Annotated in this window: 16 protein-coding genes; 10 read left to right on the forward strand and 6 right to left on the reverse strand. The window is 72.0% G+C overall.

Annotation, left to right across the window (positions count from 1 at the left end; translation table 11 throughout):
• Positions 1 to 45: 45 nt before the first annotated feature.
• The 4 genes from QM788_RS10790 to aspS all read left to right on the forward strand — a co-directional run bounded on the left by QM788_RS10790 (position 46) and on the right by aspS (position 4,432).
• Entirely contained in the window at positions 46 to 1,509 is a 1,464-nt protein-coding gene (locus QM788_RS10790) for a sodium:solute symporter family protein (RefSeq protein ID WP_415661489.1), read from the forward strand.
• A 41-nt stretch (positions 1,510 to 1,550) separates the two neighbouring features.
• Complete coding sequence (locus tag QM788_RS10795) at positions 1,551 to 1,841, forward strand: FmdB family zinc ribbon protein (RefSeq protein WP_415661490.1); 291 nt, start codon at positions 1,551 to 1,553, stop codon at positions 1,839 to 1,841.
• An 11-nt stretch (positions 1,842 to 1,852) separates the two neighbouring features.
• Positions 1,853 to 2,536, forward strand: a complete 684-nt coding sequence (locus QM788_RS10800; protein WP_415661491.1) for a DUF502 domain-containing protein — start codon at positions 1,853 to 1,855, stop codon at positions 2,534 to 2,536.
• Positions 2,537 to 2,632: 96 nt separating this feature from the next.
• A complete protein-coding gene (gene aspS, locus QM788_RS10805; protein ID WP_415661492.1) occupies positions 2,633 to 4,432 on the forward strand; it encodes an aspartate--tRNA ligase in 1,800 nt (599 codons plus the stop codon).
• Positions 4,433 to 4,505: 73 nt separating this feature from the next.
• Here aspS and QM788_RS10810 read toward each other — a convergent pair whose 3' ends face one another.
• From QM788_RS10810 to QM788_RS10820, 3 genes are read right to left on the reverse strand one after another with little or no spacing between them, the layout of a single operon-like run.
• On the reverse strand, positions 4,506 to 6,518 hold the full coding sequence (locus tag QM788_RS10810; RefSeq protein ID WP_415661493.1) for a S9 family peptidase: 2,013 nt from the start codon (positions 6,516 to 6,518) through the stop codon (positions 4,506 to 4,508).
• Positions 6,508 to 9,240 (reverse strand): TonB-dependent receptor, encoded by a 2,733-nt coding sequence (locus tag QM788_RS10815; RefSeq protein WP_415661494.1) that lies wholly within the window; start codon positions 9,238 to 9,240, stop codon positions 6,508 to 6,510. The genes QM788_RS10810 and QM788_RS10815 overlap by 11 nt, the downstream gene beginning before the upstream one ends.
• A complete protein-coding gene (locus QM788_RS10820; RefSeq protein WP_415661495.1) occupies positions 9,237 to 10,067 on the reverse strand; it encodes an acid phosphatase in 831 nt (276 codons plus the stop codon). Before QM788_RS10820 ends, QM788_RS10815 begins: the two co-directional genes overlap by 4 nt.
• A 61-nt stretch (positions 10,068 to 10,128) precedes the next feature.
• Between QM788_RS10820 and QM788_RS10825 the strand changes: the two genes are divergently transcribed.
• Positions 10,129 to 11,112 carry a LysR family transcriptional regulator gene (locus QM788_RS10825; protein WP_415661496.1) on the forward strand — a complete coding sequence of 328 codons (984 nt, stop codon included), beginning with the start codon at positions 10,129 to 10,131 and terminating at the stop codon, positions 11,110 to 11,112.
• 24 nt (positions 11,113 to 11,136) lie between these two features.
• Here QM788_RS10825 and mpl read toward each other — a convergent pair whose 3' ends face one another.
• Genes mpl through thiD form a run of 3 tightly spaced genes read right to left on the reverse strand, consistent with a single transcriptional unit; the run spans position 11,137 to position 14,853 of the window.
• Positions 11,137 to 12,591 (reverse strand): UDP-N-acetylmuramate:L-alanyl-gamma-D-glutamyl-meso-diaminopimelate ligase, encoded by a 1,455-nt coding sequence (gene mpl, locus QM788_RS10830; protein WP_415661497.1) that lies wholly within the window; start codon positions 12,589 to 12,591, stop codon positions 11,137 to 11,139.
• 10 nt (positions 12,592 to 12,601) lie between these two features.
• Positions 12,602 to 13,888, reverse strand: a complete 1,287-nt coding sequence (gene hemL, locus QM788_RS10835; RefSeq protein WP_415661498.1) for a glutamate-1-semialdehyde 2,1-aminomutase — start codon at positions 13,886 to 13,888, stop codon at positions 12,602 to 12,604.
• 17 nt (positions 13,889 to 13,905) lie between these two features.
• A complete protein-coding gene (gene thiD, locus QM788_RS10840) occupies positions 13,906 to 14,853 on the reverse strand; it encodes a bifunctional hydroxymethylpyrimidine kinase/phosphomethylpyrimidine kinase (RefSeq protein WP_415661499.1) in 948 nt (315 codons plus the stop codon).
• A gap of 179 nt (positions 14,854 to 15,032) precedes the next feature.
• Between thiD and QM788_RS10845 the strand changes: the two genes are divergently transcribed.
• The 5 genes from QM788_RS10845 to QM788_RS10865 all read left to right on the forward strand — a co-directional run bounded on the left by QM788_RS10845 (position 15,033) and on the right by QM788_RS10865 (position 19,022).
• A complete protein-coding gene (locus tag QM788_RS10845) occupies positions 15,033 to 15,185 on the forward strand; it encodes a rubredoxin (RefSeq protein ID WP_268166436.1) in 153 nt (50 codons plus the stop codon).
• Positions 15,186 to 15,239: 54 nt separating this feature from the next.
• A complete protein-coding gene (locus tag QM788_RS10850; RefSeq protein ID WP_415661500.1) occupies positions 15,240 to 15,659 on the forward strand; it encodes a response regulator in 420 nt (139 codons plus the stop codon).
• Positions 15,656 to 16,033 carry a response regulator transcription factor gene (locus QM788_RS10855; RefSeq protein WP_415661501.1) on the forward strand — a complete coding sequence of 126 codons (378 nt, stop codon included), beginning with the start codon at positions 15,656 to 15,658 and terminating at the stop codon, positions 16,031 to 16,033. Before QM788_RS10850 ends, QM788_RS10855 begins: the two co-directional genes overlap by 4 nt.
• 7 nt (positions 16,034 to 16,040) lie before the next feature.
• Positions 16,041 to 16,571 carry a chemotaxis protein CheW gene (locus QM788_RS10860; RefSeq protein WP_415661502.1) on the forward strand — a complete coding sequence of 177 codons (531 nt, stop codon included), beginning with the start codon at positions 16,041 to 16,043 and terminating at the stop codon, positions 16,569 to 16,571.
• Between the two features lie 66 nt (positions 16,572 to 16,637).
• On the forward strand, positions 16,638 to 19,022 hold the full coding sequence (locus QM788_RS10865) for a methyl-accepting chemotaxis protein (protein ID WP_415661503.1): 2,385 nt from the start codon (positions 16,638 to 16,640) through the stop codon (positions 19,020 to 19,022).
• Positions 19,023 to 19,053: the final 31 nt, after the last annotated feature.

Raw genomic sequence — 19,053 nt, forward strand, 5'->3', positions numbered from 1 at the left:
GGCCGCGCCGCCATAATCCGCGCCACTTTTTTTCCGGCCCCGTCCATGAACACCACGCTGATCGTTTTCGTCGTGCTCTACCTGCTCGGCACGCTGGGCATCGGCGTCTGGGCCGGCACGCGGGTCAAGAACACGTCGGACTTCGCCGTCGCCGGGCGCAGCCTGCCGCTGGTCATGGTCATCACGACGACCTTCGCCACCTGGTTCGGCGCCGAGACGGTGATGGGCATCCCGGCCAAGTTCGTGCAGGGCGGGCTGGGCGCGATCATCGAGGACCCGTTCGGCGCCGGTCTGTGCCTGGTGCTGGTGGGCGCCTTCTTCGCCGCCCGGCTGTACCGCAGGAACCTGCTGACCATCGGCGACTTCTACCGCCAGCGCTTCGGCAAGGGCGTGGAGGTGGTCTGCTCGCTGGCCATCATCCTGAGCTACCTGGGCTGGGTGGCCGCGCAGGTCACCGCGCTGGGCCTGGTGTTCAACATCCTGACGAACGGCGCGATGAGCGCCGAGACGGGCATGGTCGTGGGCCTGCTGGCGGTGCTGGTGTACGTCGTCGTCGGCGGCTTCCTGGCCGTGGCCTGGACGGACTTCATCCAGATGATCGTGCTGGTGCTCGGCCTGTCGGCCATCGCGGTGTTCTCGGCCGACCTGGCCGGCGGCGCGGGCGTGGTGCTGGACCTGGCGCGGCAGAAGGAGCTGGGTCGCTTCCTGCCCGCGCCCACGTTCACCGACATCGCCATGTTCATCGGCGCGGCGCTGACCATGATGCTGGGCTCCATCCCGCAGCAGGACGTGTTCCAGCGCGTCATGTCCGCCAAGGACGCCCGGACCGCGCAGCGCGGCGCGGTGATCGGCGGCTTCGGCTACATCGCCTTCGCCTTCGTGCCGATGTTCATCGTGCTGGCGGCCGTCGTCGTCATGGGCGACCGGGCGCTGGACCTGGCGCAGAACGACTACCAGCGCGTGCTGCCCACTTTCATCATGGGCCACATGCCGCTGCTGATGCAGATCCTGTTCTTCGGCGCGCTGCTGTCGGCCATCAAGAGCACCTCGTCGGCCACGCTGCTGGCGCCGACGACCAGCTTCGTCGAGAACATCCTCAAGCAGCTGCGCCCGGGCATGAGCGACCGCCAGCAGCTCGTGGCGATGCGCGTCACGCTGGTCGTGTTCGCCTTCGCGGTGCTGGCCTACGCGATCGCGCTGCAGGGCACGCCCATCTACGAGCTCGTCAGCGCGGCCTACCAGGTGACGCTGGTGGCCGCCTTCGTGCCGCTGGTGTTCGGCCTGTACTGGGAGCGCGCGACGACGCAGGGCGCCGTGTGCGCGATCGCGGCCGGCGTCGCCGTGTGGGTGCTGTTCTTCCCGCAGGTCACGACCTGGGGCGAGTTCTTCCCCGGCCAGCTCGCCGGCCTGCTCGCGGCGCTCGCCGGCATGCTCGCCGGCTCGCTCGCGCCGCAATGGCTGGCCAACCGCCACGAGCACGTCAGCCACCATCTGCCCAGGCACGGCTGATCGCATAAAATCGCGGGCTTTTCGTCCCCCGAAGACCCGCCATGCCGATCTACGCCTACCGCTGCAGCGCCTGTGGCCACGCCAAGGACGTGCTGCAAAAGCTCTCCGACGCGCCGCTGACCACCTGCCCGGCCTGCGGGGCGGAGCACTTCGCCAAGCAGGTCACCGCCGCCGGCTTCCAGCTCAAGGGCTCGGGCTGGTATGCCACCGACTTCAAGGGCGCCGCCGCACCCGCCGCCGCCGCGGCGGCCCCGGCAGCCGCCGAGGCGCCCAAGGCCGAGGCCAGCGCCGCGCCCGCCGCGTCCTGCGGCGGCTCCTGCGCCTGCCATTGAAGCCGGCCGACGTGGGCGCCTCGCTTCGCCGATACCTGGTCGCCGGCCTGCTGGTCTGGCTGCCGCTGGCCATCACCGTCTGGGTGCTCACGCAGCTGCTGGGCGTCGTCAACGGCGTCTTCGGCTCGCTGCTGACCGCGCTGGCGCTGGTGATGCCCGCCTCGCTGCGCGAGGCCATCCTGGGGCTGCAGCACGTGCCGGGCCTGGGCCTGCTGATCCTGGCCGGCGGCCTGCTGGCCACCGGCATGGCCGTGGCCAACATCTTCGGCCAGTGGCTGCTGACGCAGTGGGACCGGCTGATGTCCAACATCCCCATCGTCAAGAGCATCTACAGCTCGGTCAAGCAGGTGTCGGACACGCTGTTCTCCAGCAGCGGCAACGCCTTCCGCGAGGCCGTGCTGGTGCAGTACCCGCGCGCCGGAGCCTGGACCATCGCCTTCGTCACCGGCACGCCCAGCGGCGAAGTGGCCTGCCAGCTGGACGGCGAGCACACCAGCGTCTACGTGCCCACCACGCCCAACCCCACGTCGGGCTTCTTCCTCATCGTGCCGACGGCCGACCTCAAGCCGCTGCGGATGACGGTGGACGAGGCGCTCAAGTACATCATCTCGATGGGCACGGTGGCGCCGCCGCCCCAGCCCTGCGCGCCGTCGGGCGCCGCCGACGCGCCACGCGATCAGCCGGGCCGAAATTGAACGGGTTGGGCGCCCTGGCAGGCACCCAATCCTGAGGGCCGACGCGCCCGACAGCGCCCCCCAGACATCCCCTGCAAAGAATCCGGAGAACAACCCATGCGTACCTGCTATGCCGGCCAAGTCAGCGAACAGCTGCTGGACCAGACCGTCACCCTGATGGGCTGGGCCCACCGCAGCCGCGACCACGGCGGCGTCATCTTCATCGAACTGCGCGACCGCGAAGGCCTCGTGCAGGTCGTCTGCGACCCCGACCGCCCCGAGATGTTCAAGGTGGCCGAGAGCGTGCGCAGCGAGTACTGCCTGAAGGTCGTCGGCCGGGTGCGCGCCCGCCCGGGCGACAAGCACAACGCCAACGTCGCCAGCGGCAAGGTCGAGGTGCTGTGCCACGAGCTCGAGGTCCTGAACCCGTCGGTGCCCGTGCCGTTCCAGATCGACGAGGACAACCTGTCCGAGACGACCCGCCTCACGCACCGCGTGCTGGACCTGCGCCGCCCCTACATGCAGAACAACCTGATGCTGCGCTACCGCGTCGCGATGGAAGTGCGCAAGTTCCTGGACGAGCACGGCTTCATCGACATCGAGACGCCCATGCTCACCAAGAGCACGCCCGAGGGCGCGCGCGACTACCTCGTGCCCAGCCGCGTGCATGACGGCCATTTCTTCGCGCTGCCGCAGTCGCCGCAGCTGTTCAAGCAGCTGCTGATGGTCGCGGGCTTCGACCGCTACTACCAGATCACCAAGTGCTTCCGCGACGAGGACCTGCGCGCCGACCGCCAGCCCGAGTTCACGCAGATCGACATCGAGACCTCGTTCCTGACGGAAGAGGAAATCCGCTCGATGTTCGAGGGCATGATCCGCCACGTGTTCCGCCGGGCGCTGAACGTCGAGCTGGGCGACTACCCGGTCATGAAATACGCCGAGGCCATGCGCCGCTTCGGCTCCGACAAGCCGGACCTGCGCGTCAAGCTCGAATTCACCGAGCTGACCGACGCGATGACGACGGTGGACTTCAAGGTCTTCAGCGGCCCGGCCACGACGCCGGGCGGCCGCGTCGTCGCGCTGCGCGTGCCGGGCGGCGCGGCGCTGAGCCGCGGCGAGATCGACGCCTACACCGAGTTCGTCAAGATCTACGGCGCCAAGGGCCTGGCCTGGATCAAGGTCAACGAGGTCGCCAAGGGCCCTGATCTCAGGTCTGGCCTGCAGTCCCCCATCGTCAAGAACCTGCACGACGAGGCCGTCGCCGAGATCCTCAAGCGCACCGGCGCGCAGGACGGCGACCTGATCTTCTTCGGCGCCGACAAGGCCAAGGTCGTCAACGACGCCATCGGCGCGCTGCGCCTGAAGATCGGCCACAGCGACTTCGGCAAGGCCAATGGCCTGTTCGAGGACCGCTGGGCGCCGCTGTGGGTCGTGGACTTCCCGATGTTCGAGCACGACGAGGAGAGCGGCCGCTGGGCGGCCGTGCACCACCCCTTCACGGCGCCCAAGGACGGCCACGAGGACCTGATGGCCAGCGACCCCGGCGCCTGCATCGCCAAGGCCTACGACATGGTGCTGAACGGCTGGGAACTGGGCGGCGGCTCGGTGCGCATCCACCGCGCCGACGTGCAGGCCAAGGTCTTCGCGGCGCTGAACATCAGCGAAGAAGACCAGCGCATCAAGTTCGGCTTCCTGCTGGACGCGCTGCAATACGGCGCGCCGCCGCACGGCGGCCTGGCCTTCGGCCTGGACCGCATCGTCACGATGATGACCAAGGCCGAGTCCATCCGCGACGTGATCGCCTTCCCCAAGACCCAGCGCGCCCAGTGCCTGCTGACCGGCGCGCCGTCGCTGGTGGACGAGAAGCAGCTGCGCGAGCTGCACATCCGGCTGCGCAACGCGACGCCGGCGGCCTGACTGTCTCACCGGCAAGAAGGAAGGCCCCGTGGCGCGAGCCGCGGGGCCTTCTGCGTTTCCGGCGGCGTCGCGGCTACCGCAGCGGCCTGCCCGCCAGCAGCCGCGTGACGAACTCCAGCGTGGCCTGGGTCAGGTAGCGGCGGTTGCCGGCCTTGCCGAAGCTGTGGCCCTCGTCCTCGGCGGTCAGGAACCACACCGGCGTGCCCTGTGCGCGCACCGCGCGCACCATGGCCTCGGCCTCGCCGTAGGGCACGCGCGGGTCGTTGCGGCCGTGGACGACGAACAGCGGCTTGCGTACCGCGGCGGCATGCGTCAGCGGCGAGATGCGCTGCAGGAACTCGCGCATCGCCGGGTCGCGCTCGTCGCCGTACTCGGCGCGCCGGTTGTCGCGCCGGTACAGCTCGGTGTGCTCCAGGAAGCTGACGAAGTTGGCGATGCCGACGCGGCAGATGCTGCCCAGGATGCGCGCGGATTCCTGGGTGGCCACCGCCAGCGACATGTAGCCGCCGTAGCTGCCGCCCGCGACGATCACGCGCGAGGCGTCCATGTCGGGCCGGCCGGCCACCAGGTCCAGCAGCGTGCCGATGTCGCGCACCGAGTCCTCGCGCAGGCGGCCGTTGTCCAGCTTCAGGAAGCGTTTGCCGAAGCCGTCCGAGCCGCGCACATTGGGCTCGATGACGTGCAGGCCCAGCTGCTCCACCAGCGCCCGCAGCACGCCGCTGACGTGGCCGGGCCGGGCCTGCGACGCGGGGCCGCCGTGGATGTGGATGTACACCGGCCGCGGCCCGGTGAAGCGCGCGGGCGGCGCCAGGTGCAGGCCGCTCAGCGGCAGGCCGTCGAAGCCGGTCCAGCGCAGCACGCCGGCCTGCAGCGGCGTGCCGGCCTCGGCGGCGCTCCACGGCACGAGCCGTTCGTCCTGCAGCGACCACGCGAACAGCCGGCCCGGGCTGTCGGCGGACACGTGGTCGAAGCCCAGCAGCGGCAGCCGCGGGTGCCAGCGCGGGCGGCTCAGCACGCCGTTCGGCAGCCCGGTGGCGATGCGGCGCGGCGTGGCCGGGCCGTCCGGCGCCAGCAGCGCGAGTTCGGAGATGCCGTCGACGTTGTAGACCAGGGCCAGCGGCCGGCCGTCGCCCGGGGCGGCCAGCGCTTCCAGGTCGGCGCGCTGGTCGGTCAGCAGCGCGGTGCGCCGGCCGGTGGCGGCGTCCACGCGGACGAGGTGGCGGAAGTCGCCCTGCGTGGCCTGGCGGCGCCACAGCAGGTCGGGCCGCGGGGCCGGGGCCGCCGAGGCGGGGGCTGTGGCGGCGGCCGCGGCCTGGGGCGCGGCCTCGTCGTCCGCCTCGCCCGTGCGGCCGGCGCTGCCCAGCGGTACCGGGGCGCTGCCGTCCAGCGCGAAGGCCAGGGCCTGGGTGCGCGCGCCGCGCGTCTGCGTGGCGACGATGCGGCCGCCGGGGCTGACGCGCAGGTCGGTGTAGCGCGCGCCGCTCACCTCGGCGAGCCGGCGGCGCGTGCCGGGCTGCTGCGGGTCCAGCCACCACAGGCTGCTGTGCGAGGCCGCGGCCGCGCCGCCTTCGCGGTTGAGCTGCTCCTGCAGGCAGACCAGTCCGCCGCCGTGCGGCAGGAACTCGAACTCGCTGACGCGCGCGCCGGCCGGCGTCAGCGGCTGCGGCTCGCCGCCGTCCGGCGCGAGCCGGAACAGGCGGAACGCCTCGTCGCCGTCCTGGTCCCGGCTGAAGACGAGGTAGCGCCCGGCCTCGGGCTCCCAGCGGGCGTCGCTGACGGCGTCGCGGCCCCGGGTCAGCGGCTCCGGCGCGGCGCCCGGGGCGGCGACGCGGTGCAGCTGCCGGCTGTCGCCGTGGCGGCGCAGCACCAGCATCTCGGCGCGCAGCGGGTGCCAGTCGAGGAAACGCAGGCCCGCCGGCTCGTCGTCGTCGGCCAGCGCGTGGGGCTCGAAGGGCGGGATGCCGTCGGCCCGGAGCTGCGGGCCGGGCCGCACGGGGTCCGCGGCCGCGGCCTGCCAGGGCAGCAGCGCGGCCAGCGCGCCGCGCAGCAGCAGCGCGCGGCGGTCGGGCCGGGGCTCAGAACTCATAGGAGACGTTGACGGACAGGTAGCGGCCGTAGGCGTTGGCGACGCCGCTGGTGACGCCCACTTCGTCCTCGTTCGGGTCGAACGGCGGGCGCGAGTTGGCGATGTTGCGCAGCGTGGCGCCGATGCGCACGCCCTTGAAGCCCTTGTAGCTGACCGACAGGTCGGCGGTGCGCCAGGGCTTGATGCGGCACAGGTCGCCGAAGCCGGCGTCGGTGAGCGTGTCGTCGCAGCTGCCGCCGGCATCGAAGCTCTGGAAGCCGCTCTGGTGGTTGCCGCTGAGGCGCACGGACCAGGCGTCCAGCGACCAGTCGGCGCTGAGCTGCAGCCGGGTGCGCGGCACCTTGTAGAAGCCCAGCGTCTCGACGACGGGCTGGCCCTGCTCGTACTGCGTCTTGTACGAGAGCGTGCGCGTGCCCTTCAGGCTCAGCTTGAGCCTGCCGTAGGCGGCGAGCTTGAAGCGCTGGCTGAGCTCGTAGTCCAGGCCGCCGGTGCTGGAGCGGGCCAGGTTCAGGTAGGGGCGGCGCACCTGGTAGACCTGGCCCAGCGTCTCGCCGTCGGCCGGCGGCAGCCGCATGACCATGCCGGGGAACTGGTCCTCGCGGTTGAGGATCTCCTGGGCGCTCAGGCGGTCCACCTCGCCGCGGCGCTCGATGTACCAGGCGTCCAGCACCAGGTCCATGCCGCCGCGCGGCGACAGCAGCAGGCCCAGCGTGTAGGAGTCCGACTTCTCGGGCTTCAGCCCGGGGTTGGCCAGCGACACGGTGGACAGGCTCAGCGAGCAGCTGTCGTTGTTGGTGTTGACGACGGGGCACAGCCGCGGGTCGCGGTAGCCGGAGCTGAACGAGAACACCGACGAGCTGCTGATCTGCGACAGCGACGGCGCGCGGAAGCCGTTGGCCCAGGTGCCGCGCACGGCGGCCCAGTCGGACAGCTTGTACTTGGCGCCGAGCTTGGCGGTCAGCGCGTCGCCGAAGTCGGTGTAGTGCTCGGCGCGCAGCGCGGCCTGGGTCTCCAGGCCCTTGACGAAGGGCAGCTGCAGCTCGGCGTAGGCGGCGGCCACGTTGCGCGAGCCGCCGGCCTCGCCGAGGCCGCGGCCGATGATGTCGCCGGCCGCGGTGCGCGGGTCGGCGGCGACCTCGAAGTTCTCGTGCCGCAGCTCGGCGCCCAGGCCCAGCATCGCGGTGCCGCCGCCCAGGGCCCACAGCTCGCGCGAGCCGCGCAGGTCGGCCGAGCTGGTCGTCGCCTTGCCCCAGTCGTTCAGGTCGGGCGACATCCGGGCCAGCACCTCGGGGCTGTTGACGCCGCCGAAGCGGTAGCTGCCGTCGGCCAGCACCTGGTTCAGGCCCGACAGGCTGAGGCGGCCGGTGAGCTGCTTGGTGTTCTTCTGGTAGTGGTGGAGCAGGCCGCCGTCGATGTCCCAGTCGGCCCAGCGGGTGCTGCCGCTGACGACCAGGCGCACGTTGTCGGCCTGGGTGTGGTAGTCGTAGGGCAGGTCGGCGAAGCGGTAGCGCAGGCCCATCACGGTGGGCTTGGTGTAGCGGGTGGTGCTGCCGCTGCTGTTCGGCAGCAGCACCGGGTTGGCGCTGGAGGCCAGGCGGGTCGGGTTGTCCGGGTGGTTGGCCGGCAGCGCCAGGCCCATGAACTGGACGGTGCGGCCCTGCGAGTCGCCCCAGGTGCTCAGCGACTCTGAGCGGCTGGTGGGCGAGTCCTCGTAGTCGTTCTTCACGCGCGAGGCCATCAGCTCGGCGTTCAGCGTCGTGCCGCCGCCCAGGTCCAGGCTGCCGCGCGCGAACACCGAGCCGCGCTTCTGGTCGCCGGTGTACTGCGCATACCGCGACGAGTCCCACAGGCAGCGCGGCGTGGCGACGGTGGACGAGTACGGCCCCTGCGTCGCGCAGCTGGACGACAGCATGCCGCGGAAGCTCCCCGACTTGCCGTTGTTGTAGGTGTACAGGTTGCCCGGGTAGGACGAGGTGGAGCTGGGCACCAGGCGGTCGTACAGCTCGGTCAGCAGCTCGCTGCGCACCAGGTCGGGCGCCTCGGCGATGCCGACGCCGTCGCGGATGAAGAGCTCGGCGCCCAGCATCAGGTTGTAGCCGTTCTGCGCCATGTCGCCGAAGCCCACCATCGCGTTGGCGGTCTGGCTCTTGAACAGGCCGTCGAAGCGCTGCTTGGCGTTCAGCTCGACGAGTGCGCCGCGGTAGTCGTGGCGCAGGATGACGTTGACGACGCCGGCCAGCGCGTCCGAGCCGTACAGCGAGGACGCGCCGGACTTCAGGATCTCCACGCGCTCGATGGCCGACATCGGGATCGCGTTGACGTTGAACACGGTGGACTGGCCGCTGTTCGGGTCCACCACGCCGGCCGGCGCGATGCGGCGGCCGTTGATCAGCACCAGCGTCGCGGCCGAGCCCATGCCGCGCATCGAGATCGAGGCCGTGCCGGCCGCGAAGCCGTTGCCGGTGCCGATGTCGTCCAGCCCGCCCGCGCCGACGGACGGGTCCATGCGCAGCAGTTCGTCCAGCGTGGTGGCGCCGGCCCGCAGGATGTCCTCGCGCTTCAGGATGGTCACGGGCGCGGTGGTCTCGCTGTCCGTGCGCTTGATCATCGAGCCGGTCACTTCGACGCGCTCGAGCCGGGCGCTGGCGTCGGCGGTCTGGGCGTGGGCGGGGGACAGCAGCGCGAGGCTGGCCAGGGCGAGGAGGTGCAGTCGGGGCGTCACTGGGGGTTCCTGGGAGTGGGAGGGGGCGAAAGGGGCGGCGCGGCCAGCAGCGGCGCGAGTTCGGCGCGGGCGCGTTCGACGTCGTGCTGGAACTCGGCCAGGCCGTCCAGCTGCGCGACCACGGCGGTGGCCATCTGGCGGCCGGCCTCGATGTCGGAGGGGAAGTGCATGCCGCAGACCAGCCGGCTGTCGGCGTACCGCGCGGCGCGGGCCAGCAGCGCCGGCGCGTGCTCGGGCGCCACGCGGGCCAGCACCAGCGCCACCGTCCAGCCGTAGGCGGCGTGGCCGGAGGGGTAGGAGGTCCGGCGCGTGCCGTCGGTGTCGGGCTTGCCGCAGACGTGGAGGTCCGCCATGCGCTGGTAGGGGCGGGCGCGCGGGTAGGCGGCCTTGGCCGCGAACGCCGGGCCGCTGACCTGCCGCACCGAGCGGTTCAGCAGCTGCACCAGCGCGGGCAGGCTGTCGCGGCGCAGCGCCTGCAGGCCCAGCACCGGCGCGAAGCGGTCGTACAGCCACTTGGCGTCGGCCGCCGCCTGCTCGCGCCGCTCGGCCGTGGCCTGCTGGCGCGCCTGCAGCGCGGCGAGGTCGTCGCGGTCGGTCGCGGAGTCCGGCGCGGGCGGCGGCGGCAGCACGCGGGCGTAGAGGTCGCGGGCGTTGAAATAGGGCTGCACGTCCTTGTGGCTGACGGGCGGCGATTCCCATTCGGGCGACGCCGCGCGCGCGGCCGCGCCGGCCAGCAGCAGGCAGCCGGCCAGGCAGGCGGCGAAGGCGGCGGGGCGCCGGGCGCCGGGCAAGGCGGACAGCGGCGGTGGCATGAGGCGTGCATCCATGCGATCACGCTAGCCCCGCAGGCCCGGGCTGGCATGAAACCTTCTTTGCTAGAGTTTTCCGATGGTTATGCAGGATTCATCACAGGCGCAAGGCTCGGCACCCAAGCAGGCCGAGGACTTCGTCATGCAGCGCCTGACCCTGCGCCAGCTGCGCGTGTTGCTGGCCCTGGCGAACGAGGGCAGCGTCAGCGCGGCGGCCGAGGCGCTGCATGTGACGCAGCCCGCCGTCAGCAAGGCGCTGAGCGAGCTGGAGAGCGGCCTGGGACAAACCCTGTTCCTGCGCCGCGGGCGTCGCATCCGGGCGACGGCGCTGTGCGAGCGGCTGCTGGTGCTGGCGCGCAAGCTGCAGGCGGACCTGCGCCGCGGCGGCGAGGACGTGGCCTCGCTGGCGCGCGGCGTCAGCGGCGAGCTGCTGATCGGCGCCACCAACGCGGCGCTGGCCGACCTGCTGCCCGATGCGGTGGCGGCGCTGAAGGCCGAGTCGCCCGGCGTGGCCATCAGCGTGCGCACGCATGCGCTGAAGGACATGTTCGACGACCTGCGCCAGGGCCGGCTGGACCTGCTCATCGCGCGCGTGCAGGGGCCCGACGCGCCGGGCGACCTGGAGCGCATGCCGCTGATGCGCCAGCGCGAGCTGCTCGTCATCAGCGGCTGCCACCCGCTGGCGGCCAGCCGCCAGCTGGACTGGGAGCTGCTGGCGCAGCAGTCGTGGATCTGGCCGCTGCCGGGCACGCGCATGCGCGCGCTGCAGGACGCCAAGTTCCGCAGCAAGGACCTGGCGCTGCCGACCAACCTGTTCCAGACCGACGACCTGATGGTGACCATCAGCCTGATGCGGCGCATGCCGCTGGTGGGCTACCTGCCCGGCAGTGTCGCCCGCGTGGCGGCGCGCGAGGGGCATGTGCGCATCCTCGCGCAGGACGACGCCGGCCTGCCGCTGGACGAGATGTGCGCCTGGCACATGCGCGAGCCGCAGAGCGAGCTGGTGGACCGCTTCAAGCAGCTGCTGGCCGCGGCCGCGGCGCGGCTGGAGCGCGAGGCCTGAGGGGCGGTGGTGGCCTTCGGGCCATCAGGCCCGGGCGGCCAAGCCTTGCAACAGCTTGTCGTGGATGCCGCCAAAACCGCCGTTGCTCATGCACAGCAGGTGGTCGCCCGGCCGGGCGGCCTTGACGACGGCGGCCACCAGCTCGTCGACGCCCGCGCCGACCACGGCCTGCGCGCCCATCGGCGCCAGCGCCTCCTTGGCATCCCAGTCCAGCCCCTGCTGGTTGCAGAAGGCCAGGTCCGCCTCCTCCAGCGCCCAGGGCAGCTGCGCCTTCATCGTGCCCAGCTTCATCGTGTTGGAGCGCGGCTCGAAGACCGCCAGGATGCGCTCGGCCGACGCGATGCGGCGGCGCAGGCCGTCGATGGTGGTGCGGATGGCCGTCGGGTGGTGGGCGAAGTCGTCGTAGACCTTGATGCCGCCCACCTCGCCGCGCAGCTCCATGCGCCGCCGCACGTTGCGGAACCCGGCCAGCGCCGCGGCCGCCTGCTCGGGCGGCACGCCGACGTGCTCGGCCGCCGCGATGGCCGCCAGCGCGTTGAGCTGGTTGTGCTCGCCGATCAGGCCCCATTCGACGCGGGCCACCTTCAGGCCGCCGCGCAGCACGTCGAAGGCCTGCGGCTCGCCGCGTGCGCGCAGCATGCCGGCCTCTTCCTTGCGGGCGCCGAAGCGCAGCACCTCGCTCCAGCAGCCGCGCGCGATGACGCGCTGCAGCGCCTCCTCGCGCGCGTTGACGACCAGCCGGCCGCTCGCCGGCACGGTGCGCACGAGGTGGTGGAACTGCGTCTCGATGGCGGCCAGGTCCGGGAAGATGTCGGCGTGGTCGTGTTCGAGGTTGTTCAGGATCGCGGTGCGCGGCCGGTAATGGACGAACTTGCTGCGCTTGTCGAAGAAGGCGGTGTCGTACTCGTCGGCCTCGATGACGAAAGGACTCGAGGCCCCCACGCCCGGCCCTGCGGGCACTGCGCTGCCCCCCGAGGGGGCTCTCGCGCCTTGGGACGGCCCGGCGGCGGCGCCCGGGCCCTCGCCCAGCCGCGCGGAGACGCCGAAGTTCTGCGGCACGCCGCCGACCAGGAAGCCGGGCTTCAGCCCCGCGTGCTCCAGGATCCACGCGAGCATCGAGGTCGTCGTCGTCTTGCCGTGCGTGCCGGCCACGGCCAGCACGTGGCGGCCCTGCAGCACGTGCTCGGCCAGCCATTGCGGGCCGGAGACGTAGGGCAGGCCGGCGTCGAGGATGGCCTCCATCAGCGGGAAGCGCTCGCCGCGGGTGACGATGTTGCCGATGACGAAGACGTCGGGCCGCAGGTCGAGCTGTTCGGCGCCGAAGCCGGCGATCAGCTCGATGCCCAGCGCCTCGAGCTGGGTGCTCATCGGCGGGTAGACGTTGGCGTCGCAGCCGGTCACGCGGTGGCCGGCCTCGCGCGCGAGCGCGGCCAGCCCGCCCATGAAGGTGCCGCAGATGCCGAGGATGTGGATGTGCATGGCGCGGCCTTCAGAGCAGGGCGGCGCGCGCGGCGGCCAGCGTGGCGTCGATGTCGGCGCCGGTGTGCGCCGCCGACACGAAGCCGGCCTCGTACAGCGCCGGCGCGAGGTAGACGCCCGCGTCCAGCATCGCGTGGAAGAAGCGGTTGAAGCGCTCCTTGTCCGTCGTCATGACGGCCGTGTAGTTCTGCGGCAGCTCCGGCAGCAGGAAGAAGCCGAACATGCCGCCCTCGCAGTCGGCGCTGAAGGGCACGCCGTTCTCGGCGGCGACGGCCTTCAGGCCCTCGACGAGCTGGCGCGTCCTGGCCGACAGCGCGTCGAAGAAGCCGGGCTTCTGGATCTCGCGCAGCGTCGCCAGCCCGCAGGCCGTGGCGACCGGGTTGCCGGACAGCGTGCCGGCCTGGTAGACGCCGCCCAGCGGCGCCAGGTGCTGCATGACCGCGCGCTTCGCGCCGAAGGCCGCCAGCGGCATGCCGCCGCCGATGACCTTGCCGAACACCGAGATGTCGGGCGCGAAGCCGGGGATCAGCGCCGCGTAGTGCGCCTGCGCGGAACCGAGGCCGACGCGGAAGCCCGTCATCACCTCGTCCAGCACCAGCAGCGCGCCGTGCTGCGTGCACAGCCGGCGCAGCGCCGCCATGAACGGCACGGACGCGCGCACGAAGTTCATGTTGCCGGCGATGGGCTCGACGATGGCGCAGGCCAGCTCCTGCCCGTGCTGCGCGAACGCGGCCTCGAGCTGCGCGACGTTGTTGTATTCCAGGACCACCGTGTCCGCGGCCGCGCCGGGCGTGACGCCCGCGCTGGTCGGGTGGCCGAAGGTGGCCAGGCCCGAGCCGGCCTTGACCAGCAGCGCGTCCGTGTGGCCGTGGTAGCAGCCCTCGAACTTGATGAACTTGGCCCGGCCGGTGGCGCCGCGCGCCAGGCGGATGGCGCTCATCGTCGCCTCGGTGCCGGAGCTGACCAGGCGTACCTGGTCCATGCTGGGCACGAGCTTCAGGATTTCCTCGGCCAGCTCGATCTCGCGCTCGGTCGGCGCGCCGAACGAGAAGCCCTCGGCGGCGGCCTGCCGCACCGCCTCCAGCACGGCCGGGTGGCCGTGGCCGAGGATCATCGGGCCCCAGGAGCCGATGTAGTCGATGTAGCGCCGGCCCTCGGCGTCGATGATGTGAGCGCCTTCGCCGCGGGCGATGAAGCGCGGCGTGCCGCCGACGGCGCGGAAGGCGCGCACGGGGGAGTTGACGCCGCCGGGGATGACGCGGGCGGCGCGCTCGAAGAGCTCGGTGTTGCTGGCCATGGGATGGGGTCGGGAGGTCAGTGGATGCGCCGCGGGGTCTTGGGCGGCGGCTCGGGCGCGGCGTCCTCGAACGCCGGCTCGCCGCCGTCCTCCTCCTCGTCGGCCGGGGGCAGGGCCCAGAAGAAGCGGTCGGGCACCACGTTGCCCATGCCGGGGCGGAAGCCCGCGTCCAGCGACTGGTCCAGGAAGGACAGCGCCTCGCTGACGGCCGAGTGCAGCTCCGCGCCCACCGACAGCAGCGCGGCCAGCGCGGCGGCCAGCGTGTCGCCCGCGCCGACGAAGGCGGTCTCGAAGCGCTCGAATTTCTCGCCGGTGATCGGGCCCTGCGCGTTGGCCAGCACGTTGTCGACGTATTGGTTGGGCAACTGCATGCCGGTCACCAGCACATGCTGGGCGCCGGCCTGCGCGGCGGCCACGGCCAGCTCGCGGGCGGACGGCGTGCGCTCGCTGTCCCAGTCGGGCAGCAGGAAGTCGGTCAGCGTCTTGTGGTTGCCCACCAGCACGGCGGTCTGCGGCAGCACCAGTTCGCGCAGCGCGTCCAGGTAGCTCTGCTGCTCGTCCTCCTCCAGCCAGGCGACCGAGGGCAGGTAGGTGACCAGCGGCACGTCCGGGTAGTCGCTCAGCACCTCGGCCACGGCGGCCACGGCCTCGGCGTTGCCGAGGAAGCCGACCTTCCAGGCCGTGATGGGCACGTCCTCCAGGATGTGGCGGGCCTGCTCGGCGACGGTGTCGGGGTCCAGGCTCTCGTGCTCGAACACCTCGGCGGTGTCGCGCAGCACCACGGCGGTCACCACCGGCAGGCAGTGCGCGCCCATCGCGGCGATGGTGGCCACGTCGCCGGCCAGGCCGCCGGCGCCGGAGGCGTCGCTGGCGTTGAAGCTCAGCACGCAGGCCGGCGGCGGGCTTTCCTGTTCGTCGTGGGTGGGGTCGACCTCGGGGTCGGTGGAGTGGGGTGTGGGGCTCATGGGGGTCGTGGCGGGCGCGGCCGAAGAGCTGCCGCAAAGCGTGGAGTCTGCCGCTAAAAGCGCGCTTCCGAGGGCCTGCACGGGCGCTTGCCCTCGGCGTGGCGCCGGTGGGCCCTGGCTAGAATGAATCGATTGTAGTGAGCAAACCCTAGAGCATCGTGAGCGAACCCAGTACCTGGATGTGCCTGATCTGCGGATGGATATACGACGAGGAGGCCGGCGATCCCGACCACGGCATCGCGCCCGGCACGAAGTGGGCCGACGTGGACATGAACTGGGTCTGCCCCGACTGCGGCGCCCGCAAGGAAGATTTCGAGATGGTGCGCATCTGACTCGGCTGCGCTGCAGGCCCGGCCCACGCTGACGACGTTCCGAGGAGACGAGGTTTGAACGAGCAAGTTTCCGGCGCGGGTCCGTCCCGCATCCTGGTCATCGACGACAGCAACACCATCCGGCGCAGCGCGGAGATCTTCCTGAAGCAGGGCGGCCACGAGGTGGCGCTCGCCGAGGACGGCTTCGACGCGCTGGCCAAGCTCGGCGACTTCCATCCCGACCTCGTCTTCTGCGACATCCTGATGCCGCGCCTGGACGGCTACCAGACCTGCGCCATCATCAAGCGCAACCCGGAGTTCTCGGGCGTACCGGTGATCATGCTGTCGTCCAAGGACGGCCTGTTCGACAAGGCCCGCGGCCGCATGGTGGGCTCGCAGGACTACCTGACCAAGCCGTTCACCAAGGACCAGTTGCTCCAGGCCGTGCTGCAGCACCGGCCGCGGCCGGTCCTCATCCAGGAGGCAACGCCATGAGCATCCGCAACATCCTGCTGGTCGACGACTCCAAGACCGAGCTGCACGCGCTGTCCGAGATGCTGACCAAGCGCGGCTACAGCGTGCGCACCGCCGAGAACGGCGAGGAGGCGATGAAGCGCCTGGCCGAGGCGCGGCCCGACCTGATCCTGATGGACGTCGTCATGCCCGGGCAGAACGGCTTCCAGCTGACCCGCACGATCACGCGCGACGAGCGCTTCGTCGGCGTGCCGGTCATCATGTGCACCAGCAAGGGCCAGGAGACCGACAAGGTCTGGGGCATGCGCCAGGGGGCGAGCGACTACGTCGTCAAGCCCGTCAAGGCCGACGAGCTGCTGGCCAAGATCCGCGCGCTCAGCCAAGCCCAAGCGTGAGCCGGCCGTGAGCAACAAGGCCGCCCTCCGCGAACTGCAGCAGCGCCTGGCCGAGCGCATGCAGGCCTCGCCCGAGACCACGCTGATCGCCAGCTGGCTGGCCGTCGAATGCGCCGGCGTGGGCCTGCTGTTCTCGCTGAAGCAGGCCAGCGAGATCTTCGCGCCGGTCCCCATCCAGCCCGTGCCCTACGCCAAGCCCTGGCTGGCCGGCGTGGCCAACCTGCGCGGCGGGCTGTTCACGGTGGTGGACCTGGCCGTCTACCTCGGCCTGCGCGAGCCGGCGCCGCAGCGTGCCGTGGCGGCGCAGGCGCGCCTGGTGGCGATGGGCAGCGAGCTGAACCTGAACTGCGCGCTGCTCGTGGACCGGCTGGCCGGCCTGCGCAGCGACGAACAACTGCCGCTGGCGCCCGAGCAGCCCGCCGGCCCGCTGCCGCGCTTCGCCGGGGCGCTGCGGTGCGACGAGGCCGGCCGCCACTGGCAGGAAATCAATCTCGAGGCGCTGACGAGGCAGGAGGATTTCCTGCACATCGTCGCGTAACGCGCACGCAAGCGTCCGCCGGCCCGCGCGGGGCGGGCGCCGCCAACACTGAAGGACGAGGGTGAGATGAGCCTGCTGGACAAGATCAGGGGAAAGTCCGATGCCGACGAGCTGCCGCTGGCGGCCGAGGGCGCGGACACGACCATCGACTCGCGCGCGGGCGGCTTCGACGCGACCCGCGCCGCGGCCCTCACCGGCGCCGGCGAGCTGTCCGCCCCGGCCCCGGCCCCGGCCTCCGCCTTCGGGCATGACGGGTTCGCGCATGCCGAGGAGTCCTCCATCATCTCGGCCGCCGTGCCGACCGAGCCGGGCCCGAGCAGCGAGTTCCCGCCCGGCGATGCCGGCTTCGCGCCGACCACGCAGGCCGCCGACCCGACGCAGCTGCCGCCGCCCGCCGCCACCGGCGCAGGCGGGCTGGCCGGGTTGCTCGGCCGGCATCGCCAGCGCGTGCTGACCGGCCTCGTGGCGCTGGGCCTGCTGGGCACGGCGGTGGCCGTGTTCATGGTGCTGAACAGCTCCAGCCGCAGCGCCGCGCAGGTGCGCGCGACCGGCCAGGCGCTGATGCATTCGCAGCGCATGGCCAAGTCCGTGTCGGCCGCGCTGGTGGGCCAGCCGGCGGCGTTCGCGGAGCTGCGCGAATCGGTCGGCACGCTGGCCGGCGTGGTCCACAGCCTGCGCACTGGCGAGGGCGACCTGGCCATGGCCCCGGCCGCCGTGCAGCCGACGCTGGACGGCCTGATGCCGCTGGTCGAGCGCGCCGGCCGCAACGGCAAGATCGTGCAGTCGCAGGAGAAGATCCTGACGCAGGTGGGCACGGCGCTGCGCGCCATCAACCGCCAGTCCAGCGACCTGCTGGAGAGCGCCGAGGCCGTGTCGTCCCAGGCGCTGCAGACCGGCGCGTCGGCGGGCGAGGTGTCCGCGGTCGGCCAGCTCGTGATGCTGACCCAGCGCATCGGCAAGAGCGCCAACGAGTTCCTGACGCAGGACGGCGTGAGCCCCGAGGCGGTGTTCCTGCTGGGCAAGGACCTGAACTCCTTCAAGCTCATCACCGAGGCCCTGATCCACGGCAGCCCCGAGCTGCGCCTGAACGCCGCCCGCGACCCGCAGCTCAAGGAACGCCTGCAGGCGCTGCTCACGCAGTACGAGCAGACCCGCTCGCAGGCCAAGGCCATCCTGGACAACCTGCAGGGCCTGGTGTCGGCGCGCGAGGCGCAGACGGCGATCCTGAACGACTCCGAACCGCTGCGCAAAGGCCTGGAGCAGACCGCCGCCGAGCTGGAGCGCTCCGGCGGCGCGGGCTGGGGCATCGCGCTGCTGGTGCTGTCGCTGATGGCGCTGGTGGGCGGCGCGGTGGGCTTCCTGCGGCTGTTCGTGGCCGACCAGTCCGAGCGCGCGGCGCTCGCCGAGGCCCAGCGGCGCGAGGCCGAGGCGCAGGAGCAGGAGGCCAAGCGCGTCAACGACGCCAACCAGGCCGCCATCCTGCGGCTGATGAACGAGCTGTCCACCGTCGCCGAGGGCGACCTGACGCAGCAGGCCACGGTGACCGAAGACATCACCGGCGCGATCGCCGACTCGGTGAACTACACGGTCGAGGAGCTGCGCAGCCTGGTCGGCCAGGTGCAGGCCACGGCCGCCCGCGTGACGGACACCACCGGCGCCGTGTACCAGACGTCCACCGACCTGCTGGCCGCGTCCAAGGAGCAGCTGCACGAGATCCGCGCCACCGGCGAGGCCGTGCTGGGCATGGCGGGCCGCATCACCCAGGTGTCCGCGCAGGCGCAGACCACCGCCGAGGTGGCGCGCCAGAGCCGCCAGGCCGCGGAGCAGGGCCTGAACGCGATGCAGAACAACATCGCCGGCATGAACGCGATCCGCGACTCCATCCAGGAGACCTCCAAGCGCATCAAGCGGCTGGGCGAGTCGTCGCAGGAAATCGGCGAGATCACCGAGCTGATCTCGGACATCACGGAGCAGACCAACGTGCTGGCGCTGAACGCGGCCATCCAGGCGGCGTCCGCGGGCGAGGCGGGGCGCGGCTTCTCGGTGGTGGCGGAAGAGGTGCAGCGGCTGGCCGAGCGCTCCGGCGACGCGACGCGCCGCATCGCCGCGCTGGTCAAGACCATCCAGACCGACACCCACGACGCCGTGGCCGCGATGGAGCGCTCGACGCGCGGCGTGGTGGAGGGCACGCAGCTGTCCGACGCGGCCGGCCGCGCGCTGGAGGCCATCGACAGCGTGTCGCGCCAGCTCGACGAGCTCATCGTGCGCATCTCCACGCAGTCCCGGCAGGAGGCCGAGTCCGCCAACGAGGTGGCGTCCAACATCCAGCACATCTTCGCGGTGACCGAGCAGACATCCGAGGGCACGCGCTCCACCGCGCAGATGGTGCATGAGCTGTCCCGATCCGCCGAGGCGCTGCGCACCTCCGTGTCGCGCTTCAAGGTCGCCTGACCCCGGTCCGCACAGAGCAAGAGAGCCACGC

Origin of the sequence: Roseateles sp., assembly GCF_047654785.1 — a bacterium.
Classification (GTDB): Bacteria; Pseudomonadota; Gammaproteobacteria; order Burkholderiales; family Burkholderiaceae_C; genus Pelomonas.